Here is a 23,517-nt window from a genome sequence, read left to right as displayed (position 1 = left end):
AAGATGTTTTATCTAACAAAAGGGAAAAAATTATTAATTAATATTGCAAATCCAATACTGCTTAGACTCATTAATATGGTATCTTTAAGCGAATCTCTTCTTAATACTACTAAGCCAATTATAAATACTGGCAAATCTAAAGCTGATATTGGGTCTATGTACCACTGACCAAAGACAAAAGTCATGTTAAATAAAACTCCTAAAATTAGGCTTGCTATGATAAATGACCACCTACCCTTGCCTTTTGAATACCATGAAATAAAGGCCAATATTGGAGATAGGAAAGTAAATCCAAACCAAATCATGGCGTAGGTTTTTGGGAAAAATCCCGCAATATAATTTGAATAAAGATAATAGCTTGTGACCATGGCAAGAAAAAATACAAAAACATTAAGGCTTGCCCTTGCTGGAGAATTGCTATAAATTGAAATGCATATGGCTAGTAAGGCCCAAATTGAAAATCCTCCTAGGAAATTATGGAGGTCCACTACCTCATCTATATACATAAGCAGACCTTTTAGGTCAGCATGCTTATAATCCAAATACTTTGAAAAAGTCCCTAAGGCTAGACCAAGAAGTAAAATAAATATTGTATTAATAATTTTTCTACTAATTGAAATATCTTTTTCTACAGACCTTATAGGATTTAAAAACTCAATCATTGATATAGTAACCTCCCATATTTATAACATTATACCCATTACAAAAACAATCTATCCCATATTTTCATAAATAAATTCATATCAAAAAAGGAAAGCACAGATTCTTCCGTACTTTCCTTTTGTAATTATTTATTAAATAAGTTTCCAAATATTTTTAGCATATGCCACAGGGTCTTCGATTTCTAGACCTTCTATGAGCCTTGCTTGGTCTAGTAAGAGTCCTGCTATCATTTTCGCCTTATCTTTATCTTCCTTGTAGGCTTTTTCTAAGAGGTCGTAGGCCTTGGTTTTTGTTGAGATTTCTAGGACTTTTTCTGCCTTGATTCCGAAGGCGTTTGGTTGGTTTTTGAGGGTCTTTTCCATTTCGATTGAAACCTCGCCACGTTCTTTGATTAGGGATGGGACGTCTTCTAATTTGTCTGTAAAGGTCACATCTACCACGTCTTCTGGCATGGCTTCTTTAATAAAGGATATGATTTCGTTATCTTCCTTGTCTTCGTCCTCAGATTCTTCCTCTGCAGTGATTGATTTAAATTTGAGTCCTTGGTATTCTCCTAGCATCTTTATTAAAAATTCATCTAAGGCCTTGTCTAAGAGAAGGACGTCCTTGTCTTCGTCTACCATTTTTAATGCTGGGGAAGACTTGATTTTTTCAAGGGATTCGCCTGTGCCGTAGTAGATAAATTCGGCTGTTGATGGGGCAGCTTCCTTGTATTCTTTTAGGCTTATCAGTTTATCTTCTTTTCTAGAATAGAAGAGAAGTAGGTCTTGTAAATCTTCCTTGTTTGCCCCGTAGGATTCGTAGATGGAAACCTTGATGGAGTCGGCAAATTCTTTGTAGAATTTTTCGTAGTCTTCCCTATTTTTCTCCATCATTTCCTTTAGGTGGGCGTTGATTTTTTTGTTGATTTGTTTTGAAATTACCCTTAACTGCCTATTTTGTTGGAGGGTTTCCCTTGAAATATTTAGGGTAAGGTCGTCAGATTCAACCACACCTTTTACAAAAGAATAGGCATCGTCTAGGATTTCATCACAAGAATCCATGATTTTTACTCCGTGAGAATATAGCTCAAGGCCGATTTGCCTGTCTTTTGAATAATAATCGAAAGGCGCCTTTTCTGGAATGTATAAAAGTGACCTAAATTCAACTAGGCCTTCCGCTTTGAAATGAACCCATGAAAGTGGCTTATCAAAGCCAAAGTGACTTTCTTGGTAGAAATTTATATAATCTTCATCTGTGAGATTTTTCTTGTCTTCCTTCCAAATTGGTTTGTCAGAATTGAGGACGGTCATATCCCTGTAGTCTTCGTATTCTGGCTTATCTTCAGGTGAACCTTCCTTAATCCTAGTCTTGGTGATTTCCATCTTGATTGGGTACCTGATATAGTTTGAATACTTAGTAATAAGACCTCTGATTGTGTTTTGATCTAGATAAATATCGTAATTTTCGTCTTCTGTATTTTCCCTCAAATGAAGAATTACATCAGTTCCTGTGCTTGCCTTACTTGCTTCCTTGATAGTAAAGCCGTCCGCATCTTCGCTTTCCCAAATATAGGCTTTTTTTGATCCAGATTTTTTGGATAAAACTTGGATTTTGTCTGCAACCATAAAGGCAGAATAAAAACCTACACCAAATTGACCGATTAAGTCCTTGATGTCTGATGAATCAACAGATTTCCTAAAGGCTTCGGTGCCTGATTTAGCAATGGTACCGAGGTTGTTTTGCAAATCTTCCTCATCCATTCCTATTCCTGTATCCCTAATTGTAAGAGTCCTTTCTTCCTTATTTGGGATTATTTCTATAAAATAATCGTCCTTATTTGTAGTTGAATCGGACTTTAAATCTTCGTAGTATAGCTTATCTAAGGCATCAGATGCATTTGAAATAAGCTCTCTTAAAAATATTTCCTTGTTTGTGTAAATTGAATGAATCATAAGATCCATGACTTTTTTGGCTTCCGCCTTAAATTCTTGTTTCATATCTAATCCTCCTTGAGAATTTTTAATAAAAATAAATTAGCAGTCTATATGTTCGACTGCTAATACTATACTTATATTTACTTTTCTTGCAATTATCCCAAGTATTTTATATTGCCATAAAGCATGACAAAGGCTGCAACAAGTATAAAGATGTGCCAGATGGCGTGGTTGTAAGGGATTTTTTTGATGGCATAAAACACAGCCCCAATTGTATAAAATAGGCCACCTAAAACCAAAAACAGAATATAGGATATGCCAATATACTTATAAATTTGATACAAAAGCAAGACCGACAACCAACCCATGGCCATGTAGATAATCATGGAAGCTTTTTTAATCCTGTCTTCATTGCCAGTTGCAAAAGCTATTATGTTCATAGAAATTCCTGTGATGGCCAAAATCCAAATGATTACAAAAATCACTATGGAAAAGGTCGACTTTAGGCCGATTAAAATGATCGGTGTGTAGGAACCTGCGATTGTAAGGTAGATTACTCCGTGGTCTATAGCCCTAAAAATCGTACGAGCGAGGGGATTTGTCATCGAATGGTAGAGGCTTGATGCCAAAAACATCAGGGCGATGGCAATAAAATACATAAGCCAGGCCAAGAAAGCTACTATATCTCCAGACTTGTAGGTTGAAATTACAAGGGGTAGGAAAAATATCAGGCTTAGGATGAAACCCAAAAGGTGGGTTGCAATATTTAAAAATTCTTCAGACTTAGAATATTTAATTATCCTCATTTCTAACCTCCCTAATTAGGTCCACGACTTCTTTTTGTAGCTTTAATCTTTGATTAATAAGATCTTTCTTTTCCTTTTCTATCCTTCTATTTTCCTTTACTGTAAGGATGACAAGGCCAGCTAAATAGCCAACAAAGATAAAGGCTAGGCTCTGGGTGGTGGAAAGTTTTATAAGACTTGCGATTAAAAATCCTCCTAGACCGATTGCAAAAGGCCCTACAAATAGCCTCGCAAAGCTAGGCTTTGCCCCCTCATTGATTTTGTTATTTATAGCCAAAAGTTCTTTTTGTTTTTCATTTATTAATTCTTTCTTATCCATAGTCCCTCCTATACCCTAGTATTTTACTTTGATTATTTCCCCTTTGGTAGTAAAATGTTTATATATGAAAAAGGGGGTTAATATGACCGAAAATACTCAAAACAAAGTAACTATCACACGTGATATGATAATAGGCGATATAATCCAAGCTAAACCTGAAGCTATCAACACTCTTATGATGAGTGGCATGGGCTGCATAGCATGTCCAACAGCTCTTTATGAGACCCTTGAAGAAGCTTGCATGGTTCACGGCATGGATCCAGATTATTTGCTTGAACAATTAAACGACTAAGATTAGTCTTTCAAAATCGTCCTAAGCCTTAGGCTTGTGGGCGGTTTTTTTATTTAATATTTCATAAAATCCCTATCATCATTTAGGTCAAAAAGTAAGTCCAAGTAGGATTTTTTATATTTTACAAATTCTCCCTTAGAAAGTAGGTCTAAAACCTCAGCACGACTTGCCCAGCGGGCGGCCCTCACCTCTTCTTTTTGTAGTTTTAATTTATTAATTTCTAAATTTTTCTTAAGAAGGAAAAAGTCATCAAAACCCTGGTCGAAATTGGCAGTTAATATTGGCCTTATACTTGTAAAATCAAAGTCAAGACCAAGTTCTTCCTTAAGTTCTCTCCTCGCTCCCTCAAAGGAATTTTCGCCAGCCTGGCAGGCACCTCCACAAGTCAAATCCCAAAGTCCACCCATTTTCTTGTGATCAGCCCTTTGTTGGATAAGCAATTCTCCCTTGTCATTAAAAATTATGATATGGACGATTAACCTAAGTCCTCCAGATGGAATTGGTTCTTTTCTTGGATAGGTTTTGCCAGTTCTTTTCCTGTATTTATCATAAATATCTAAAATTTCCATTTTTTCTCCTAGCAAAAAAGACTGCCACAAAGGCAAGCTTATATTTATGCTTTAATAATTGCAGCTGTAAGCTTTGGTATTACTTGTTTTTTACGAGATAGAACTCCCTCAGCATTGATAGTGCCGTTTGGAGTTAGTTCACCAAATTCTTCTTGGATGTCGTCGTAATATTCGCCAACAACAAGGAGTTCAGACCTTTGGTTAAAGATGTCTGTGAGGACAAGGACAAAGGTATCTTCGCCTCTTTCCTTGATTTTAGCTGCCATTTGCTTTTTAAGGTCATCCATAATTGGCACTAGCTCCTCAGGATTCATTGTGAAAACTTGGCCTACTCTGACGTTGGCATCACCGATTGTAAAGGTCTTAATATCGCCTTCTATTAGGTCTTTGGCAGATTTTCCCTTAAGTGAAGTGCCAGCCCTAAACATCTTGTCGGCAAATTCTTCTGGATTAATACCTGCAATCTTGCTCATCCTGTCAAGGATTCTCTTGTCGGTGTCAGTTGTAGTTGGTGACCTAAAGAGAAGGGTGTCGGAAATTATTGCCGCACAAAGGATACCTGCGATTTCCCTTGAAGGCCTGATACCTGATTCTAGGTACATTTCGCTTATTATTGTGGCAGTTGATCCAACTGGTTCTGCCCTGAAAAATACAGGAGAAGTTGTAAGTATATTTGCAACCCTGTGGTGGTCGATAATTTCTATAATCTCTGCTTCATCAATATCGTCGATTGATTGGTTTCTCTCGTTGTGGTCAACAAGGATGAGTTTTTTCTTATTTGATGAAATCAAATGGTACCTAGAAACTGATCCTACAACCTTTTTTGTAGCGTCAACTACAGGATAGGACCTAAATCTGGACTTGGCCATAGCATCCCTTACTACATCAAGGGTGTCGTCGGTTTTGAAGTAAATCAAATTCTCAGTTGTCATTACCTGGCTAACTGGAATAGTCATTGGCAAAAGCCTTGAAGTCATAAAGGTGTTGTATTCTGTTGAAATAACTGCCACCTTATTTTCCTTGGCAATTTCGATTACCTCATCACTGAGGCCTGTTCCATTTGTAAGAATCAAAAGGGAAATATTTTGCTTTAGGATAATGTCATAGTCGGTCCTATTGCCAGCTATAACTATGTCACCATCGGTGAAAATATCCTTTAGATCTTCCTTGCTACCACCCATGGCAAAGACCATCATCCTGCCAGGAAAAGTTGGGTCTTCCTCGCCAAGATAAATAATTTTTGCAGCTAGTACGTCAATAATATTGTCAACTGGAGTGTGGGCACGACCTAAAATCCTATCGTCCCAAACATCCATATATGATTTTGTAATATTTGAAAGTGAAGCAATACCAACAATTTCCCCATCATTATCTACAACTGTTAGGGAATTTGTAGCGCCTTTTTGGAAGGTGTCCCAGGCCTTTCTGATTGGAATACTTGGGTCAATTATTGTTCCCTTATCAAAAGATAAATCGCCGACAGTAAGCTTCATAGATTCCTTGATTTCTGGTGGCTTTACCCCAAAATAATCAAGGACAAAGCGGCTTTCTTGGGAGAGTTTTCCAAGTCTAATTGGAATGGCCTCATATTCTCCAAGCCTATTTTTTAGGTCAGCATAGGCAATGGCTGACATAATTGAGTCTGTATCTGGCTTTTTGTGGCCGGTTATATAAACTGTTTGTCTCATCTTTTCCCCCTTTAAGAAAATTCTACCTTGAGCATTTCTAGTTTGTACCTATTTATCTGAACTACGGTAATTTTTATTCCTTCTTCTTCAATACTGTCTCCCAGTTTTGGAATCCTACCAATCTTGTCAATCAAAAATCCTCCTATAGAGTCGTTCTTTATTTGGACTAGGTCAGTATCAAAGTAATCGTTAAAGTCATTTATGTGGATAGATGGATTTACCAAATATTCCTTGTCATTAATCTTAAGAATTGATTCAAGGTGGGTGTCGTACTCGTCTTCAATCTCTCCTACAAGTTCTTCTACTATATCTTCAATGGTTACAATTCCTGATGTGCCACCATATTCATCTATAACTATGGCAAGAGAAACATTTTCTCCCCTCATAGACTTAAAGAGGTCAAAGATGTGCATATTGTCGTAAACATAAAAGGCAGGTCTGACCATCTCTTCGATATTAAGGGCCTTATCTTCTGCAATAAAAGCTACTATGTCCTTCATGTGGAGGATGCCGATGATATTGTCAATAGACTTGCCATAAACAGGGATCCTTGAGTGTTTGCAATTTTTTAGGAAATCTTTAAGTTCCCTATCTTCCATATCAACAGCAATTGCTTCCATATTGGTCCTGGCTGTCATGATGTCTTCAACGTCAGAGTCTCCAAACTCAAAAACATTGTTGATAATCTCTGATTCCTGGTCATTTATAACACCTTGTTCCTCAGAAACGTCCACAATAGTCTTAAGGTCTTCTTCAGTCACCAAATCTCCCTTTTTAGCATTTTCCCCTATAAGGAGCCTTGTTAAAAAATTTGTAATAGCTTGGAGGAAAAAAGACATTGGTTTTAAGATAAAATCAAAAAACTTAATTGGTTTTGCAACCTTTAGGGCAACCTTTTCTGATGATGAAGAGGCTATGTTTTTAGGTGTCACTTCTCCAAAAATTAAAATTGTAAGTGTTAGGACAATGGTTGAAATAATAGCACCTGATGGGCCAAAAAGATCTGTAAAAAATATGGTTGCCACAGTTGTTGTAGCTATATTTACTATATTATTTCCAATCAAAATAGTAGTTAAAACCTTGCCGATATCGTCAGTAAGCTTTCTAACCAGGGAGGAATTTTCAACTCCATTTTCTTCCATTTGTCTAATTTTAAATACATTTAAAGATGTAAGGGCAGTTTCTGATGAGGAAAAAAAGGCACTTCCTATAACCCCTACTATTATAACTATAAGTTCAATCCAATTCGTCGTACTCATTGTTCCTTCTTTCTCGATATATGTTCTTATACCTATTATAGCGATTTTTGAGGCAAAAATAAAGGATTTTGGTGATAATTTTAAATAAAAACATATAATAGACTTGTATCATAAATAAAAGGAGGCAAATATGGCAGAAGTTTCATTTTTTGAAAAAACTTTCAAGCTAAACAAACATGGTACTAATGTTAAGACAGAAATAATGGCAGGTATAACCACCTTTATGACAATGAGTTATATCCTTGCGGTAAATCCAGCCATCCTAAGCGAATCAGGTATGGATTACGGTGCAGTTTTCTCAGCCACCATCATCGCAAGTGTAATAGCCATGGTCCTAATGGCCTTTTATGCCAACCTACCTTTCGGTCTATCTGCTGGTATGGGGCTTAATGCTTTCTTCACCTATACAGTAGTCGGTCAAATGGGTCACTCTTGGGAATTCGCCCTCACCGCAGTATTTTTAGAAGGAATTATTTTTATGTTACTGTCCTTAGTGGGAGTAAGAGAGGCGATTTTCAACTCAATTCCAACAACCCTAAAGAAAGCAGTTTCAGTAGGTATAGGCTTATTTATAGCTGAAATTGGTCTATTAAATGCAAACATCATCATTAAGGCAGAACCAGCCCTAGCTCTTGGAAACCTAAAGAGTCTTGAAGCCCTAGTATTTTTCTTTGCCCTAATAGTGATGATCGTTCTAACAGCTAGAGGAGTAAAGGGAGCCCTACTTTGGGGAATACTGGTATCAACCGTCCTATCACTAATCCTCGGCGTAACACATTTACCAGATGCAAATATCGTAAGTCTACCACCATCAATCGCACCTGTTGCCTTTAAATTAGACTTTTCTAATATCTTCTCTTTGGAGATGTTTTCAGTCTTATTCTCATTTTTATTCGTAGATATCTTTGATACCCTAGGAACCCTAACAGGTGTTGCAACCAAGGCAAAAATGCTCGATGAAAATGGCAACCTACCAGAAGCAAGCAAGGCCCTAATGGCAGACGCAGTCGGCACAACAGCAGGCGCCCTACTTGGAACATCTACAATCACAACCTTCGTAGAATCTTCATCAGGTGTAGCCGAAGGCGGAAGAACTGGTCTAACAGCACTTGCAACAGCAGGATGCTTTGTAATAGCAGCATTCTTCTTCCCAATATTTTCAATAATACCTGCAGCAGCCACATCAGCAGCCCTAGTAACAGTAGGACTCTTCATGCTATCAACTGTTGTGGAAATCAACTTTGAAGACATCACAGAATCTTTCCCAGCCTTCATGACAATCCTCATGATGCCACTAGCTTATTCAATAGCAGAAGGTATAGCCTTTGGAATGATGAGCTTTGCAGCCATCAAACTTTTGACAGGCAAGGGCAAGGAAGTAAGTTGGGTAATTTATCTTTTAGCAATAATTTTCTTAGTGAGGTACATTATTTAAAAAATTTACTTGACAAATTGCTAATGTTATAATATGATAAAGCCAACATAAATCTTAGATAGAAGTAGTAGCAAACAATTAAGCCAACAGAAAGTTAATGGTTGATGAGAATTGCAAGGTACAATTATTTGTGAATGGGTCTATCGGATCAAAGGTGAAATTACAGTAGCCGGCGGGTGTTTCTCACCTTACAGGGATAGGATATGAAAGTATCTAAAGAGGTCTATTAATGATAGACAAATGAGGATGGCACCGTGGGCACTAGCTCGCTCCTAATATTAGGAGCGGGCTTTTTTTATACCAAAGCACCAAGAAAGGAAATAAAAATGCAAACAAACACAATACAAACCAGAAACTTAACAGTATCAGCAATCTTCATGGCCCTAGGACTAGTCCTCCACTTTATGGTCCCAGGCATATTTTTCGGAGTAAAACCAGACTTCCTACTCTCAATGATGTTTATCTCGCTTATGATAGTGGGAGATGTTAAAGAAGCCTTATTAATAGGGGTAGCAGGAGGCATCATGAGCGCCCTCACAACAGGTTTTCCAGGCGGCCAAATTCCAAACTTCATTGAAAAAATAATCACATCCCTAGTAGTATTTTACATGATCAAAGCCATGGGCAAAAACTTCTCAATCTCAAAGGTAATCCTAATCTTTGCCCTAGGCACAATAGTTTCAGGCACCCTATTTTTGACAATCGCCCTAACCATAACAAACCAACTAAACTTATTCATCCCATCTTACCCAGCAGTCCTAGTAGCCATGGCCATAAACGCCATCCTTGGAATCTTTTTATACCAAGCAACACAAAGGATGAATCTTTTAAGATAAAAAATATAAGAACTTCTAAAATATTTGTGATATGAAAAAATTTATAAATCTAAAAAAGGTCCCCAAGACTTACTTATTTCAAGCTTGTGGACCTTCTTTTTATCCCTAAATTTTTCTACAATTTTTTCAAACTTTACCTTAATCCTACAAAGTCTTTAGCATATCAACATAGTTTGGCATGGAATAATTTTCCCTTGATATTAGTTTTTCCAAAGTGTCTGAGATTTTTCTTACCTCTCCTGCCACTTGGCTGGTTTCTTTTTGTAGGAAGTAGGCCTTTGTTTCTATATCTAATATTGTTTCACTTTTTTCTATTAGGTCTAAAATTTTTTCTGAATAGTCCAGGAGTTTACCAACTTCATCGTTTATCTTTGTGGCCCTTTGCCTAAGATTTTCATTCTCCATAAAGGATAAATAGTCTTTGATTGCCTTGATTTCCCTCATTGCTGATGGAAGAATTTCTTGATGAATCATATTATTTAAGATTTCTAGTTGGGCTTGGAAAAATTTTATTACATCTTCAAAACCAACATTTATGATTGACTCTATTTCCTTTTGGCTAAAGATACCAACTTTTTCAAATATCTGGTAGGCTCTTGTATCTTTTGCAGCCTTTAGGGCATCAAGGTAGGTTGGGTAATTTTCAAGACCTCTTTTTTCTGCTTCTTTTTTCCAATCTTCTGAATAGCCGTCGCCTTGGAAGAGGATATTTTTATTTGCCAGATATATTTCTTTGATAATTTTATAGGCTGCTTCTTTTAAATTTTCGTCGCTTACATCTTCTAATCTAGAGTAAATTTTCTCCAAAGCTTCCGCCATACCAATGTTTATCACTGTATTTAGATCAGCGGCAGATTGGGATGAACCTAGCATCCTAAATTCAAATTTATTGCCGGTAAAGGCTATAGGAGAGGTCCTATTTCTATCTGAGGTGTCAGTTTTCATCTCACCTAGGTGTGGGATTTTTACTTTGTTTGAAATAAGTTTTTCTTCAAAATCGTCATTTGCTATAGCTTGTAAAATCTCCTCTAAATCACATCCTATAAACATTGAAATTATAGCTGGTGGGGCCTCATTGCCTCCCAATCTATAATCGTTAGTTACAGTAGAAGATGCAATTCTAATAAGTTTTTGATATTTATTGCAAACTTCGACCATTGCTGATAAAAATAAGAGAAAGACCAAATTGTTTTTTGGGTCCTTACCTGGAGAAAATAAATTTTTACCATAATTTGTAGCCAAGGAATAATTGTTGTGCTTGCCCGATCCTGCCATATTTTTGAAAGGTTTTTCCTTTAATAGGCAAACAAGGTCATGTTTTAGGGCAGTTTTTTCCAAAATATACATCAACAGCTGGTTATTATCCACAGAAATATTGGCGTTTTCAAACATAATCGCTATTTCAAATTGGTTTGGACCCACCTCATTGTGTTCAGCTTCCATATAAATTCCCAAGTCGTAGAGAGCCTTGTTGACATCTTCATAAAATGCATTAACCCTTTCAGGAATGGCCCCAAGATAATGAGAAACCAGCTCTTTTTCAACCATAGGGTCTGATCCCACCAAGGTCATGCCCGAATATTCTAGGTCGATTCTTTGGTCAAAATATTTTTTATCAATTAAATAAAATTCTTGTTCAAGACCAACTTTGGCCTTGACCCTGTAGGTTGGTTGGTCTTTTAAAAATAAATTACAGAGTTTAGTTGCAACCTTACTAACCATATTCATCGATTCAATTAAAGGCAATTTCTTGTCGAGTTTTTCTCCATAAAAGGAAACAAAAACTGACGGAATGTACAAAACCTTGTCCAAAATAAAGGAATTGGCTGTTAGATCCCAATATGTATAGCCCCTGGCTTCGAAAGTTGAACGCATACCTCCAGACGGAAAGGACGAAGCGTCAGGCTCGCCGATTATAAGTTCCTTTCCAGAAAACCTATTTATAGGATTGTGCTTGTCATCCCTATTTAAAAAGGCAGTTTTTTTGGTTGCAGTTTTGCCATTTAGGGGTTGAAACCAATGGGTGTAGGATGTCGCTCCCTTAGAAATTGCCCAAGTTTTCATAGCGTGAGCTATAGAGTCCGCAGTTTCCCTGTCTAAAGTTGCGTTGTTTCTTGCAGCTTCCTTCCATTTTAGATACACTGGATAAGGGACATTTTCCTTCATTGTTTTCTTGTCAAAAGCTAGATTTCCAAATTCTTTCAAAATAATACTTCCTTATGTTTTACTTTTGCAAAATTTTTGTTTTCATTATACCTCGTGAAAAATAAAAAATAAATTTGAATATTTATCCTAGTTTCATCTTATTTTTACCAATAAAAAAAGAGCTCCCCTTCCTATTTTTTTAATTTAATAGGATAAGTTATGCTCTTAATTAATATTAGATTTTAATTGATTTAAACAATTCTTTTGTATAATCGTCCCTGTCTGGGCTTGCTAGGTCCTTAGTTTTGAATAAATCTACTAATTTCCCGTTGTATAGGACCCCTATCCTGTCGCACAAATAGGCTATTACGTTTAGGTCGTGGGAGATGAATAGGCAGGTGAAGTTGTGAGTTTTTTGCAAATTCTTAATCAGATTTAGGATTTGGGCCTGGATTGAAACGTCAAGGGCCGATACTCCCTCGTCTATGATTAGAAATTCTGGTTCGATTATTAGGGCGCAGGCTATGGCTATCCTTTGCTTTTGGCCGCCTGATAGGTTTGGCGGATAATAATCGAGTACATCTTCTTCCATCTCGATTTCTTCTAAGATTTTCCTGATTTTTTCATCTCTCTCTTCTTCTGTACCGACATTGTGAATTTTTAGAATTTCTTTAATGGAAAAACCTATGGTTTTTTTTGGATTTAGGGCCTGGTAGGGATTTTGAAAAACTACCTGAAGCTTTTTCCTGTAGACCAAAAGCTCTTCCTTGGAAAAGCTTGTTATATCCTTATCTTCAAAATAAACCTTGCCACTTGTTTCCTTAATTAGTCTTAGGATAATATTTGAAAGTGTGGTTTTGCCCGATCCGGATTCACCGACTAGGCCAAAGATTTCCCCTCTTTTTATATCAAAACTCACATCATCAAGGGCTAAATTGTCTTTTTTCCTAAAGAGAATGGACGAATCCTTGTAGATTTTGCTTATATTTTCTATTCTTAAAATCTCATCCATTTTGACCTCCATATAGGTGGCAATGAACCCTATGACCGTCTATTTCGTATCTTTCTGGGAAAGATTTTGTGCAAATTTCCATAGTGTGATCACACCTGTCTGCAAAAGGACAACCCTCATTTGACCTATTTTTGAGGTCTGGGACGTGGCCTTTGATATTATAAAGGGCCTCGCCCCTTTTCTTGTAATTTGGAACTGCCTTTAAAAGGGCCTTGGTGTAAGGATGGAGAGGATTACCAATTACGTCTTTGGTTTCCCCTTTCTCAACTAACCTACCTGCATACATTATCATGACTTTCTTGCAAATCCTGTCGATTAGGTTTAGGTCGTGGCTTATAAATAAGATAGCCCCGTTATAGATGTGGCCTAAATCCCTAAATAGGTCAATTATCTGGGCCTGAACCTTGGCATCAAGGGCTGTGGTTGGCTCATCTGCTATCAAAACATTTGGGTTTGCGATAAGGGCAATGCAGATTACAATTCTTTGCTGCATGCCGCCTGATAGCTCGTGTGGATACTTATCGTAGAGATTTTCTACGTCCCTAAGTCCCACATTTTCCATTGTTTTATAAACAAGTTCTCTACGCCTTTCCTTATCAAAATCGTAGTGGATTTTCAAAACTTCTTCGATTTGAGCTCCTACCTTCATCAGTGGATTTAGGGCAGAACCTGGCTCCTGGAAGACTGTGGCTATATTTCTCGCCCTGTATTTCTTCCATTCTTTATCAGAAAGACCTAGGACTTCTATATCCCTTAATTTAACCGAACCTGATTTTATGATGGCGTTTTTCGATTGGATTCCAAGCATGGTTTGAGTCGCAACAGTTTTGCCACAGCCAGATTCACCAACAAGGCCTATAAAGTCTTTTTCGAAAAGGTCAAAGGAAATATGGTTAACTGCGTTTTTATCTCCATTTATAGTTTTAAAGGCAACTGTCAAATCATTTACTTCTAGGATTTTTTTCATCGCTGGGCCTTCTCTCTTAGTCTTTCTGACCTGTATTTTTCACCATAGAGGGTAAAACCTAGGACAACTAGGCTTAGGCAGATACCTGTGAATATAAAATAGTGAGGTGCCTGGCTAAAATAGGCCTGGCTTTCCTTAAGCATCCTGCCCCATGATGGGTTCGGAGGCCTCACTCCCAGTCCCAAATAGGAAAGGCCAGCTTCAGCCAAAATCGCCTGGGAAACTGAAAGGATAATTGCAACCATGACCTGGTTTTTGATATTTGGAAGGATGTGGTTTATTCCTATATAAAGTGGGCTCGCCCCTTTTACCATGGCAGATTTTACAAATTGAGCGTTTTTAACCTGCAAAAAACCACTCCTTACAACTCTCGCAAAATAAGGCACAGACATAATTCCTATCGCTAGAATTGTATTCATTACCCCTGCTCCAAAAACTGTAACTAGCATCATGACAAAAAGTATTCCTGGAAAAGCCATGAGAGAGTCGATAAACCTCATCAAAACTTCGTCTACTCCTCCGCCAAAATATCCTGCGGCCGCTCCTATGATTGAACCAAGGAAAAGGGCTAAGGATACAGTTCCGAAGGATAAAATTAGGGCATACTTGGACCCTTCCATAAGCCTTGATAAAATATCCCTACCCATATTATCTGTCCCAAAAGGGTGGGCCAGACTTGGAGGTAATAGTTTCAAGCTGGTGTCTATTTTATTTGGATCATAAGGTGTCCAAAATATTGAAACAATAAGGATTAGAAAATATAGTCCAATAATTGCCTTTCCTATCCTGATTGAATTTTTATTTTCTTTTATCATCTGCCACCCCTAATCCTTGGATCAACTAATCCATAAAGTATATCTATAAATAAATTTATAAAGATAACCAAAAATGCAACTGCTAGCACAACTGACTGGATAAGTGGGAAGTCCCTAGAGCTAATTGAAGCTACAATAAGAGATCCTATTCCTGGTAGGGAAAATACATTTTCTACTATCAAAGATCCGCCAACAGCTGATGTTAGACACATTCCTATAACGGTAATTACAGGAATTAGGGCATTTCTCAAAACGTGTTTGTATAGAATTTCCCTTAATTCCATCCCCTTCATTCTGGCAGTTCTGACGTAGTCCTTGTTGATTTCATCAAGCAGGGCCGCCTGCATATACCTAATAATAGTCGCTATATTTGGTATAGCTATGGCCAGGGACGGGAGGAAGAAATTTCTTAGTTTATCAAAAAAATCTCCACCCATGATGTTAAATGACAGGGTAGAAAAAATTCCGAACCTTACTGCAAAAACGTGGATTAATAAAAATGCTAACCAAAAAGATGGGATTGATATGCCTAGTTGGGTAATAGCTGTAATTATGGATGCATACCACTTGTCAGATTTCATTGTAATTTGTATTGATAAGGGAATGGCTATTATTATTGATAAAATCAAAGAATAAAATGTTAGCCACATGGTTACCGGAAGTTTCTTAAAAAAAAGTTCCCTAACCGGGATTTGATATTTTAGACTCATCCCCATATCAAGTCTTAAGAGTCCTAGTATCCAATTTATGTATCTTTCAAAGATTGGCTTATCAAGGCCTAGCTCTTTTTCAAGAGCTAGGATTTGCTGTGGATCTGCCTCGGTGCCTAGGATTATCTCTGCGGGATTGCCGCCAATAATCTGAAAGACAAAAAATATTAAAAGTGAGACAAAAAACAGGGTCAAGATAAGCGAAATTATCTTTTTTGTAATTGCTTTGGTCATTATTTCAAGCTTATATCTTCAAGGTTTAATTTTTGAACAGGGTAGGTCTTAAGGCCTGTATATTGGTTGTTTAAAACTATATTATCGTTAGGGTCTTGTAAAAATACTGCCGCACAATCTTTGGCAATTATTTCTTGGGCATCTTTTACATTTTTGATTAGTTCATCCCTATCTAAAGTTGCCATGGCATTTGAGATTGCCTTATCAAAATCTTCTGAAACATAGTTTAGGTAGTCCTTGTCAGATGTTGAAACATACCTATCAAGAACCCTGATTGGGTCTGTGTATCCTATAAATCCTGCGATTGTTGTTTCAAAATCTCTTTGCTTATAAACCTTATCAAGCCAGGTTGAAAACTCAATTGGGTCTATAGTTGCGTTTATATTTGCCTTTTTAAGTTGGGCTTGGATTAGTTCTGCTGTATCCATGTGGAATTTATAGTCGCTTGGCACTGTCATCTTGAAAGAAATTCCGTCAGGGAAGCCTGCTTCTTTCAATAGCTCCTTAGCTTTTTCTACATCTGTTGGATAAAGTTCGCCAAGGTCATTGAAATAATCCTTAAGGGCAGGTGAGAATGAAGAATAAATCTTGGTTGCCTTTCCCCCTGCAACAGCTTCGATTAATTCGTCCTTATCGATTGCGTAGGCTATAGCTTGTCTTACTCTAATGTCGTCAAATGGCTTAACTTTATTGTTTAGACCAAGAAGTTGAACTAGGTTTTGTGGGTGAGAATATGAATCTGTAGATTCTTTTACTTGTTCAAGCTCGTCTGCAGTTAATTTTGAAGCAAGGTCTACTTCGCCATTATTTAGGGCCATGACTAGGGCTTGGTTATCGGCAACTCTTACCACATTTACTTGTTTGATTTTTGCAAGGTGGTCAGGTCTATGGTAATCGTCAAATCTTTCCATAACCATGCCTTCGCCTGGTGTGTAGGAAACAAACTTGTATGGGCCTGTACCTATTGGCTTAGTTTGGTTATCTGCGTAGTCTTTTTTAACAATTGGTTGGTTTTGTAGGTAGATAAAAGAGTTATTTACCTTATCGAGTTTCATTGTGATTTCTGTTGGTGATACTACATTCATCTCAACTATGCCAGCAAATTTTGATGACATAGGTTCACCAGATGTAAGACCAGAAAGTTTATCATATGTATAATAAACATCATCAGCAGTAAAATCTGATCCGTCGTGGAATTTAACTCCTTCTTTTAATTTGAAGGTGTAGGTAAGGCCATTTTCTGAAATCTCATAAGATTCTGCCAAGTCTGGCACAAGATTTCCGTCCTCGTCCACATCCAAAAGACCGTCAAAGATTTGGTCCATCACAGTCTTTGTGTCCCCTGCAGTAGCGTTAAATGGGTCAAGAGAGTCAATCTCTGTCGCCATAGCAACTGTAAGTGGTCTTTCTGCTGTCTTGTTGTCTTGCTTTTCGTTTCCTTCTTTTGCACCTCCACAAGCAGTTAGCATTGCCCCTGCTAGTAGTAAAGCCAAAAGACTTTTTGATTTTTTCATTTCTCCTCCTTAGGAAAATTATTCTAGTAACTATTATAACAGATAGATATTTTTTTCACAATGATTTTCAAAAAAAAAACCACCCGTAATATCTATAGGACAATATACTTAATTAAAAGTAAATTTAAACCTAATTTTCATTACTAGGAGGTTTTTTTTATTTAATCTTAAAGCCTATCTTCAACCGACTTTATTTTTTGTTCCATTGTGGCTTTTTTATCACGCCTATCATCCATTTTAATAACTGTATAAACCCTGTCGCAACCCTTGTCAAATACAGATTCCTGCATCTTTCTGATTGCCTCTAAGGCCTTATCAGCGTTAGCTTCTATAACTGTTCCCATTGGGTTTAATTTATATTTCACACCCTCTGCCATAAGGATTTTTTCAGCTTCTGCCACATATTTTGAAACAGAAGTTTCTTTTGTACCTATTGGAATTATGCAAACTTCAACTACTGCCATCTAGTCCTCCTCAAAAAACTTCTTATAAATTTCATAAGCCTGGTAAATATCTTCCACACCTGCAAGCTCCCTTATTGAGTGCATAGCAAGAAGTGGAATACCAACATCAAGGGCCTTGATACCAAGGGCTGTTGATGTAATTGGGCCTATGGTTGAACCGCCGACCTTATCATTTCTATTGTGGAAGGTTTGGACCTTGTAGCCATATTTTTTGGCAATATTTATTAGCCTTGCCTTGGTTTCAATTGTAGATGCGTAGGCACCATTGGCTGCGATTTTAATTACCAAACCCTCATTCATCTTAACAATATTAGTAGGATCAGCAAAAGCCTTGTAGTTTGGATGAGTTGCATGGGCCTGGTCGGCAGAAATTATCATAGAATTTTCTACCATTATTTGATAGCCTTCCCTATCAAGACCAAATTTAAGGGCGATTCTTTCTAAAGTATTGCCTAATAGATTTGAAGCCGCCCCACCCCTTGTTCTTGAGCCAATCTCTTCGTTATCGCTCAATAAAATCATCTTGTTTCTTCCTGGCTTGCTGTCTACAAGTGCCATTAGGGATGCGTGGACAGAACCGAGGTTATCAAGCCTTCCAACATGGACCATGTTGTTTATTATTGAACCCTTTTGCCTATCATAAAGGCCAAGATCAAAGTCAAGTATATCTTCTTTATTAATTCCTAATTCCTCTGCCAAAACATTTAATAGGTAAGATTCGCCCTCAAGCTCATCCTTGATAGTTTTTACAAGAGGATAGAGATTATCTTGAGTATTGTAGGCATAACCCTTGTTGACTTCCCTGTTCATGTGGATAGCGGCGTTGGCAATTGTAAGTAGGTCCTCGTCTATATTTACAAGCTCGTACTTTATTTTGCCATCTTTTTTGTAGGCAACTTTTCCCGCTAGAGAAAGGGTCCTATCAAGCCAAGTTGAGTGGATCATACCGCCGTAGGCTTCGATATTTAATTTCAAAAAGCCTGTGTCAGCCATTTCTGGGTTAGATTTTACCTTAAAGGTTGGACTGTCTGTGTGAGAACCAATTATTTCAAAGCCTTTTTTCAAATCTTCTCCAATCTCAAAGGCTATAAGGGCTGAATCATCACGAGTAGTGTAATATTTGCCCTTTTCTAGGTCCCAAACTTGGTCTTCCCTAAGTTTCTTAAAACCATTTTCCTCTAAAATTTCGCCAGCGTTTCTCACTGCAAAATAATTTAGAGGACTTGCGTCAATAAAATTTATTAAATCTTTACTAAAATCTATACTATTCATAATATTACCATACCCAATTTTTAATAAGAAAAAAAGAGCAGAAAACCACCACAATCATAAATAAAATTTGTTATGGTCTATGGTCCTCATATATTTTTAATTTCTATAATTTTTAAGAAAATTACTAATCACAGCCTTAAATCCCTGAGGATTTTCTTCAGCAAACTTGATGTGACCAAAGCCCTTGGCTGTGTAAATTTCCTTCTTATCTCCCCTTATACTCTTATAAATATCCTCGCCCATATAGACTGGAGTGACCTTATCATTATCAGAATTTATAATTAAAACAGGGGAATTTATATCAGCTTCTTTTGCCCATTTGCTCGCATCTATGTCTTTTAGGGTAAAACCTAATTTTGCCTTTAGAAAAATATTTGTCATGAATTTCATCAGTCCAATTGGTAGGCCTTGTTCTTCTTCTACTTGCTTATAGACCTTATCAGCAAATTCATTCGAATCAGATACCGGAGAATCTAAGATTAGATAATCAATCAAAGAAGAATCCCTGCTTGCAGCAATTAGGGCTGTCGCTCCACCATAAGATTCGCCGTACAAAATAATTTCTTGAGCATCTAGAGTATTTTTCCCATAAGAAATTGCATCAAGGGCATCAAAAGATTCTAAAATTCCAAAAGTATTGTAATTCGCTTCATTATCGCCAGAATTTCTTTGGTCGTAGATTAATAGACTATAACCTAAATCATAGAAAGCTTGGCCTGGACTATAAAGAGAATACTTAGTCCCTCCCATACCGTGGACCATAACAGCAAGTCCTTTTGCATCCGGATTTTTGATGAAAATTGCAGGTATGTCATGGTCTTTTTGTGAAGATTTTATTTTTATTTCTTCTATTGATTTTCCCTTGGCAAAACTTTCGTATTTATCCCTGTAGGAATTCATATTTTTTTGAGTTTCTTCCCTACTTGCAATATTTGTAAGCCCGTCGAAAGAAGCCTTGCCAATAAAACCCAAAAAACCAAGACATAAAAGTACAATTATCAGGCCAATAATTTTTATAATTTTCTTTTTCATAAGATCCTCCTATTCATATTATAAGCAAAATTTCTTGGTAAAGATATAGAAATTAAGATATTTTACATGATTTTTACATATTAATCTTCCCGCAAATTTGCTTATATTTTATCAAAGAGGGTATATACTATTATTGAATTAAAAAAAAAGGAAGAATTATGACAAACAAAAAAACACCAATAAAATCAATCGCCATAGAGCTTACTATGTTTTTAGCCTATGCTTTTTTCGCCGTAAACTGGATATCTGGTTCAACTTTAACCCCCAATATCCTAAAGGCCTTTAATCTAGAAGGGGCAAATTCAGTTTCCCTGATTAATAACGTGGTTACAATCGCCAAAATTTTGGGAAACCTAGTTGCAGCGACTATTTTCGCAAAACTTTTCCCAAAAAAATCAATTGGTCTTGGCGCCCTTCTAATCCCAGCAGGAGCCTTACTTGCGGCTCTTTCACCATCATTTCCTATTTTTCTTATAGGAAGGTTTGTAATGGGCTTTGGTGGAGCACTTTTTGTAGTCTACTTCTCACCTGTGGTTGTAAATTATTTTGATCCAGACAAAAGACCAGTTGTAAATGCCCTAAACAACGTATCTTACAATGTTGGTTCGATTTTGGCCTTGCTTCTTGTAGGACCTGTTATAAAACTTTTGGGTCTTGGCAGGTACGCCCTCGTGGCCTTTTCCATAGTTTCCTTTATAATTTTTGCAGCTTGGATCCTAATCGGAGAAGATTTTATGATTACATCTAGTAAGGAAACAGGATCAAAGACATTTTCCCTAAAAGATGCCCTTGGAGAAAAAATAGCAATCCTAATGCCTTGTATGTATTTTGGCCACTTGACCCTTTATATGGTTATGCTAAATATTTTCCCAAATACAAACTTTTCGCCAATTCCTGCTAGTAAAATCTCAACAATTTTTACAACAGGAGCCCTAATTGGTACCCTACTTTCAATCATGGTTGCAAAAAGATCAACAAGAAGAGTTCCTACTTTAAAAATTGCGGGAATTTTGACAACAACTATAGGATTTTTGCTTATCCACACAGAAAGCCCAATCCTTGCATCTATCTTGGCTTTGGCTTTGGGCACAATTATGTATGTTCCACTTACAAATTTCGTCTTAATCCCCCAAGAAATGCCTGGCATGTTCTCAGAAAGGCTTACCCAAATCATGTCAGTTTACTGGGCCCTAGTTTATATCCTAGAAACAATCGCCTACCAAATTATTGTTAATATCCAATTTAAGTTTGGTGATAAAATGGCCCTCACAGCGACCATTATCCTTTCAATAAGTTTCATCATCGGCTCTTTTATCATGAAGGAACCGGCAGAAATCAAATAGAATTTAAAAAACGGAAGATCCTAGGATTTTCCGTTTTTGTTTAAGTATTTTATACAATCCTTATAGACTTCAAGGCCCATAAGAAGGCTCTTTTCATCAAAATCAAAGGCCTTGTTATGATGGCCTGCTGCAAGGTCTGACCCAAAGATAAAGTGTATTGCAGATCCGCCTTCAGAATTTACCTTGTTTATATAATAGCAAACGTCCTCGCTTGCCTTAAAATCAGGATTTTTTATAGTATCAAATCCTTTTTTCTTTAACATTTCATCAATTTTATCGTAAAATTTAGTGGCTGGTTTGATTATTGATGGCGCAGAGCCAGCGATTTTCACCTCATAGTCCAAATCGTATTGGATACTAGCCCCCTTTATAACCTGGATGGCCCTGGTGACAAGAAAATTATTTACCTCATCACTTCCACCCCTGGTCTCAAGTTCTAGGACAGCCTTATCTGAAATTGCATTTCGAACCCTGCCTCCCCTTATAACTCCAACATTAATTCTCGCCATACCCTTAGAATGTTGGGCAAGGGTTTCTAGGTTTAAAAGAGCGGATGCTGCGGCGAGGTTGGCGTTTTTGCCCTCTTCTGGTAGGGCTGCCGCATGGGAAGAATGGCCCTTGAATATTGCATCTAGTTTGGTTGATGCAAGAAAACCTGTCGTTCCCACTCCGACTTTTCCCGAAGGAAGTCCCATTCCCAGGTGGCCTGCGAAAAAATAATCTATATCGTGGATGTATTCCGATTCGCTAAGGGACTTGGCTCCACGAAGGCCTTCTTCACCTGGTTGGAAAATCAAAATGTACTTGCCAGATAAATCCTTTTTATTTTCTAAAATCCATTTGGCAAGGAAAATTCCCATGGATAGGTGGCCATCATGACCACAAGCGTGCATGGCTCCCGGATTTTCCGACGCAAAGCCCTCCCTAAAAGGCTTGTGAAACTTATCAGCGCTTTCCTTTATAGGTAAGGCATCTATGTCAAAACGAAAGGCAAAGGTCTTGCCAGGTTTTTCTGTATCAATTGTTGCAATTAGTCCAGTATAACCTTGCAATATTTCAGAAGTATCGAAGTCTTCCCTGTATTTTATAGTGGAAGCGTAGGCTTTGATCCTCTCAGAAGATGGCCTTCCAAAAATCATATCTTCTTTGTGGATTTTCTTGCCGTATTTGATATCGGTTACTCCAAGTTTTTTTAAATCCTTTATGATATTAATAGTGGTATTAAATTCCAACCAACCAGGTTCGGCTATTTTATGGTAATACCTCCTGGTTCCTATCAAATCTCGTTCCATCTTAATTTTCCTTTTCCTTAAAGGCTATAAAATATAAAAGTCCAACCAAAATTGCCCCACCGATGATATTTCCAAGTGTAACTGGGATTAAATTCTTAGTGACCATATTTAAAAAGTTAAGATGAGAAAGATCATCTAAGCTTAATCCAGTTTTTTCAACAAAGGCTGGGATATTTTTTGCAAAAATACCTGCTGGTATATAGTACATATTTGCAACACTATGCTCAAAACCTGAAACCACAAAGGCTACAACCGGGAAAATCGCAGAAGCAACTTTGCCCACATAGTCTTTTGCCCCAAGAGCCATCCAAACTCCTAGGCAAACCAAGAAATTACAAAAAATCCCGAGGATCAATCCTTGGCTAAAACTAAGGTTTATCTTTTGATTTGCGATTAAAATCACCCTTGCGGCCAAGTCATTATCCGCAATTTGCCACTGGCCTGACTTATAAATTAAAAATGCTACAAATATAGATCCTATAAAATTACCAAAATATACAATAAGCCACGATTTTAAAAGGTCTCCCACGGAAATTTTCTTATCTAAAAAGGCTATTGCCATGAGGTTGTTGCCTGTAAAAAGTTCTCCTCCAGCGATCAAAACAAAAATTAATCCAGGTGTAAAAGTCAATCCTTGGATGAGTTTTCCAAGGCCAATTTTATTTGGATCAGCCAAAAGATTGAAAGATGCAAGGGTCGATGCCACTGCGCCTAGAGCGATAAAAATTCCTGCTATAAATGATAAAACTAAGGTTTTTTTGATATTTTGTCTAGCTTTTTTCTCGTAGGTGGCACTTGCCTTTGCCAAAATTTGATCAGGCCTAAGATCAGATTCCATATTCCCTCCTAAAAGATTTTTAATAAAAAAAGTAAAATTCTTCCCTATAAATATACCTCTATTAAAAAAAATACAATAAAAAAGCTGGCTATTAAC

22 protein-coding genes are annotated in these 23,517 nt (G+C 37.1%); 4 read left to right on the top strand and 18 right to left on the bottom strand.

The annotated features are described in order from the left end of the window. Window positions 1–8 precede the first annotated feature (8 nt). The 4 genes from K8P03_RS06430 to K8P03_RS06415 all read right to left on the bottom strand — a co-directional run bounded on the left by K8P03_RS06430 (window position 9) and on the right by K8P03_RS06415 (window position 3,704). Window positions 9–662, bottom strand: coding sequence for a hypothetical protein (locus K8P03_RS06430; RefSeq protein WP_223419495.1), 654 nt, complete (start codon window positions 660–662; stop codon window positions 9–11). Window positions 663–794: 132 nt separating this feature from the next. Continuing rightward, window positions 795–2,642 (bottom strand): molecular chaperone HtpG, encoded by a 1,848-nt coding sequence (gene htpG, locus K8P03_RS06425; RefSeq protein WP_223419493.1) that lies wholly within the window; start codon window positions 2,640–2,642, stop codon window positions 795–797. 92 nt (window positions 2,643–2,734) lie between these two features. Continuing rightward, window positions 2,735–3,385 carry a PAQR family membrane homeostasis protein TrhA gene (trhA, locus tag K8P03_RS06420; RefSeq protein WP_223419490.1) on the bottom strand — a complete coding sequence of 217 codons (651 nt, stop codon included), beginning with the start codon at window positions 3,383–3,385 and terminating at the stop codon, window positions 2,735–2,737. After that, entirely contained in the window at window positions 3,372–3,704 is a 333-nt protein-coding gene (locus K8P03_RS06415; protein ID WP_223419488.1) for a hypothetical protein, read from the bottom strand. The genes trhA and K8P03_RS06415 overlap by 14 nt, the downstream gene beginning before the upstream one ends. Window positions 3,705–3,786: 82 nt before the next feature. Here K8P03_RS06415 and K8P03_RS06410 point away from each other — a divergent pair, with 82 nt between their 5' ends. Further along, window positions 3,787–3,996 (top strand): DUF1858 domain-containing protein, encoded by a 210-nt coding sequence (locus K8P03_RS06410; RefSeq protein ID WP_223419485.1) that lies wholly within the window; start codon window positions 3,787–3,789, stop codon window positions 3,994–3,996. Window positions 3,997–4,049: 53 nt separating this feature from the next. Here K8P03_RS06410 and K8P03_RS06405 read toward each other — a convergent pair whose 3' ends face one another. Genes K8P03_RS06405 through K8P03_RS06395 form a run of 3 tightly spaced genes read right to left on the bottom strand, consistent with a single transcriptional unit; the run spans window position 4,050 to window position 7,512 of the window. After that, entirely contained in the window at window positions 4,050–4,565 is a 516-nt protein-coding gene (locus K8P03_RS06405) for an NUDIX hydrolase (RefSeq protein ID WP_223419483.1), read from the bottom strand. Between the two features lie 44 nt (window positions 4,566–4,609). Further along, complete coding sequence (locus K8P03_RS06400; RefSeq protein ID WP_223419481.1) at window positions 4,610–6,253, bottom strand: putative manganese-dependent inorganic diphosphatase; 1,644 nt, start codon at window positions 6,251–6,253, stop codon at window positions 4,610–4,612. 11 nt (window positions 6,254–6,264) lie between these two features. After that, complete coding sequence (locus tag K8P03_RS06395) at window positions 6,265–7,512, bottom strand: hemolysin family protein (RefSeq protein WP_223419479.1); 1,248 nt, start codon at window positions 7,510–7,512, stop codon at window positions 6,265–6,267. Window positions 7,513–7,642: 130 nt separating this feature from the next. Between K8P03_RS06395 and K8P03_RS06390 the strand changes: the two genes are divergently transcribed. Together K8P03_RS06390 and K8P03_RS06385 are read left to right on the top strand one after the other, a co-directional pair. After that, on the top strand, window positions 7,643–8,947 hold the full coding sequence (locus K8P03_RS06390; RefSeq protein ID WP_223419477.1) for an NCS2 family permease: 1,305 nt from the start codon (window positions 7,643–7,645) through the stop codon (window positions 8,945–8,947). 326 nt (window positions 8,948–9,273) lie between these two features. After that, window positions 9,274–9,783 (top strand): tryptophan transporter, encoded by a 510-nt coding sequence (locus K8P03_RS06385; protein WP_223419475.1) that lies wholly within the window; start codon window positions 9,274–9,276, stop codon window positions 9,781–9,783. A 144-nt stretch (window positions 9,784–9,927) separates the two neighbouring features. Here K8P03_RS06385 and K8P03_RS06380 read toward each other — a convergent pair whose 3' ends face one another. From K8P03_RS06380 to K8P03_RS06340, 9 genes are all read right to left on the bottom strand, one after another. Further along, window positions 9,928–11,994 carry a glutamine synthetase III gene (locus tag K8P03_RS06380; RefSeq protein ID WP_223420693.1) on the bottom strand — a complete coding sequence of 689 codons (2,067 nt, stop codon included), beginning with the start codon at window positions 11,992–11,994 and terminating at the stop codon, window positions 9,928–9,930. Window positions 11,995–12,163: 169 nt separating this feature from the next. After that, window positions 12,164–12,940, bottom strand: coding sequence for an ABC transporter ATP-binding protein (locus tag K8P03_RS06375; RefSeq protein WP_223419473.1), 777 nt, complete (start codon window positions 12,938–12,940; stop codon window positions 12,164–12,166). Beyond that, window positions 12,933–13,907 (bottom strand): ABC transporter ATP-binding protein, encoded by a 975-nt coding sequence (locus tag K8P03_RS06370; RefSeq protein WP_223419470.1) that lies wholly within the window; start codon window positions 13,905–13,907, stop codon window positions 12,933–12,935. The genes K8P03_RS06375 and K8P03_RS06370 overlap by 8 nt, the downstream gene beginning before the upstream one ends. Beyond that, window positions 13,904–14,722: an ABC transporter permease gene (locus K8P03_RS06365; protein ID WP_223419467.1), complete on the bottom strand. Its 819-nt coding sequence runs from the start codon at window positions 14,720–14,722 to the stop codon at window positions 13,904–13,906. The genes K8P03_RS06370 and K8P03_RS06365 overlap by 4 nt, the downstream gene beginning before the upstream one ends. After that, entirely contained in the window at window positions 14,719–15,666 is a 948-nt protein-coding gene (locus K8P03_RS06360) for an ABC transporter permease (protein WP_223419464.1), read from the bottom strand. The genes K8P03_RS06365 and K8P03_RS06360 overlap by 4 nt, the downstream gene beginning before the upstream one ends. Then, the gene (locus K8P03_RS06355) at window positions 15,666–17,180 is read right to left on the bottom strand and encodes an ABC transporter substrate-binding protein (RefSeq protein WP_223419462.1); all 1,515 of its coding nucleotides are present in this window, start codon (window positions 17,178–17,180) and stop codon (window positions 15,666–15,668) included. The genes K8P03_RS06360 and K8P03_RS06355 overlap by 1 nt, the downstream gene beginning before the upstream one ends. 167 nt (window positions 17,181–17,347) lie before the next feature. Beyond that, entirely contained in the window at window positions 17,348–17,644 is a 297-nt protein-coding gene (locus K8P03_RS06350) for an MTH1187 family thiamine-binding protein (protein WP_223419460.1), read from the bottom strand. After that, window positions 17,645–18,916 carry a M18 family aminopeptidase gene (locus K8P03_RS06345; RefSeq protein ID WP_223419458.1) on the bottom strand — a complete coding sequence of 424 codons (1,272 nt, stop codon included), beginning with the start codon at window positions 18,914–18,916 and terminating at the stop codon, window positions 17,645–17,647. A 96-nt stretch (window positions 18,917–19,012) separates the two neighbouring features. Beyond that, window positions 19,013–19,948: an alpha/beta hydrolase gene (locus tag K8P03_RS06340; RefSeq protein ID WP_223419456.1), complete on the bottom strand. Its 936-nt coding sequence runs from the start codon at window positions 19,946–19,948 to the stop codon at window positions 19,013–19,015. Window positions 19,949–20,106: 158 nt separating this feature from the next. Here K8P03_RS06340 and K8P03_RS06335 point away from each other — a divergent pair, with 158 nt between their 5' ends. Further along, window positions 20,107–21,291: an MFS transporter gene (locus K8P03_RS06335; RefSeq protein ID WP_223419455.1), complete on the top strand. Its 1,185-nt coding sequence runs from the start codon at window positions 20,107–20,109 to the stop codon at window positions 21,289–21,291. Window positions 21,292–21,311: 20 nt separating this feature from the next. Here K8P03_RS06335 and K8P03_RS06330 read toward each other — a convergent pair whose 3' ends face one another. Together K8P03_RS06330 and K8P03_RS06325 are read right to left on the bottom strand one after the other, a co-directional pair. Then, window positions 21,312–22,583: an amidohydrolase gene (locus tag K8P03_RS06330; protein ID WP_223419453.1), complete on the bottom strand. Its 1,272-nt coding sequence runs from the start codon at window positions 22,581–22,583 to the stop codon at window positions 21,312–21,314. Window position 22,584: 1 nt separating this feature from the next. Continuing rightward, entirely contained in the window at window positions 22,585–23,421 is an 837-nt protein-coding gene (locus tag K8P03_RS06325; RefSeq protein WP_223419450.1) for a formate/nitrite transporter family protein, read from the bottom strand. Window positions 23,422–23,517: the final 96 nt, after the last annotated feature.

The sequence above is a fragment of the Anaerococcus murdochii genome (assembly GCF_019957155.1).
GTDB classification, from domain to species: Bacteria; Bacillota; Clostridia; order Tissierellales; family Peptoniphilaceae; genus Anaerococcus; species Anaerococcus murdochii.
This window is presented reverse-complemented; position numbering and strand designations above follow the sequence as displayed.

What these genes read in the sequence shown, in the direction of transcription:
- K8P03_RS06430 (WP_223419495.1), bottom strand. Translation starts at nt 662, where the DNA reads ATGATTGAGTTTTTAAATCCTATAAGGTCTGTAGAAAAAGATATTTCA.
- htpG (WP_223419493.1), bottom strand. Translation starts at nt 2,642, where the DNA reads ATGAAACAAGAATTTAAGGCGGAAGCCAAAAAAGTCATGGATCTTATG.
- trhA (WP_223419490.1), bottom strand. Translation starts at nt 3,385, where the DNA reads ATGAGGATAATTAAATATTCTAAGTCTGAAGAATTTTTAAATATTGCA.
- K8P03_RS06415 (WP_223419488.1), bottom strand. Translation starts at nt 3,704, where the DNA reads ATGGATAAGAAAGAATTAATAAATGAAAAACAAAAAGAACTTTTGGCT.
- K8P03_RS06410 (WP_223419485.1), top strand. Translation starts at nt 3,787, where the DNA reads ATGACCGAAAATACTCAAAACAAAGTAACTATCACACGTGATATGATA.
- K8P03_RS06405 (WP_223419483.1), bottom strand. Translation starts at nt 4,565, where the DNA reads ATGGAAATTTTAGATATTTATGATAAATACAGGAAAAGAACTGGCAAA.
- K8P03_RS06400 (WP_223419481.1), bottom strand. Translation starts at nt 6,253, where the DNA reads ATGAGACAAACAGTTTATATAACCGGCCACAAAAAGCCAGATACAGAC.
- K8P03_RS06395 (WP_223419479.1), bottom strand. Translation starts at nt 7,512, where the DNA reads ATGAGTACGACGAATTGGATTGAACTTATAGTTATAATAGTAGGGGTT.
- K8P03_RS06390 (WP_223419477.1), top strand. Translation starts at nt 7,643, where the DNA reads ATGGCAGAAGTTTCATTTTTTGAAAAAACTTTCAAGCTAAACAAACAT.
- K8P03_RS06385 (WP_223419475.1), top strand. Translation starts at nt 9,274, where the DNA reads ATGCAAACAAACACAATACAAACCAGAAACTTAACAGTATCAGCAATC.
- K8P03_RS06375 (WP_223419473.1), bottom strand. Translation starts at nt 12,940, where the DNA reads ATGGATGAGATTTTAAGAATAGAAAATATAAGCAAAATCTACAAGGAT.
- K8P03_RS06370 (WP_223419470.1), bottom strand. Translation starts at nt 13,907, where the DNA reads ATGAAAAAAATCCTAGAAGTAAATGATTTGACAGTTGCCTTTAAAACT.
- K8P03_RS06365 (WP_223419467.1), bottom strand. Translation starts at nt 14,722, where the DNA reads ATGATAAAAGAAAATAAAAATTCAATCAGGATAGGAAAGGCAATTATT.
- K8P03_RS06360 (WP_223419464.1), bottom strand. Translation starts at nt 15,666, where the DNA reads ATGACCAAAGCAATTACAAAAAAGATAATTTCGCTTATCTTGACCCTG.
- K8P03_RS06355 (WP_223419462.1), bottom strand. Translation starts at nt 17,180, where the DNA reads ATGAAAAAATCAAAAAGTCTTTTGGCTTTACTACTAGCAGGGGCAATG.
- K8P03_RS06350 (WP_223419460.1), bottom strand. Translation starts at nt 17,644, where the DNA reads ATGGCAGTAGTTGAAGTTTGCATAATTCCAATAGGTACAAAAGAAACT.
- K8P03_RS06345 (WP_223419458.1), bottom strand. Translation starts at nt 18,916, where the DNA reads ATGAATAGTATAGATTTTAGTAAAGATTTAATAAATTTTATTGACGCA.
- K8P03_RS06340 (WP_223419456.1), bottom strand. Translation starts at nt 19,948, where the DNA reads ATGAAAAAGAAAATTATAAAAATTATTGGCCTGATAATTGTACTTTTA.
- K8P03_RS06335 (WP_223419455.1), top strand. Translation starts at nt 20,107, where the DNA reads ATGACAAACAAAAAAACACCAATAAAATCAATCGCCATAGAGCTTACT.
- K8P03_RS06330 (WP_223419453.1), bottom strand. Translation starts at nt 22,583, where the DNA reads ATGGAACGAGATTTGATAGGAACCAGGAGGTATTACCATAAAATAGCC.
- K8P03_RS06325 (WP_223419450.1), bottom strand. Translation starts at nt 23,421, where the DNA reads ATGGAATCTGATCTTAGGCCTGATCAAATTTTGGCAAAGGCAAGTGCC.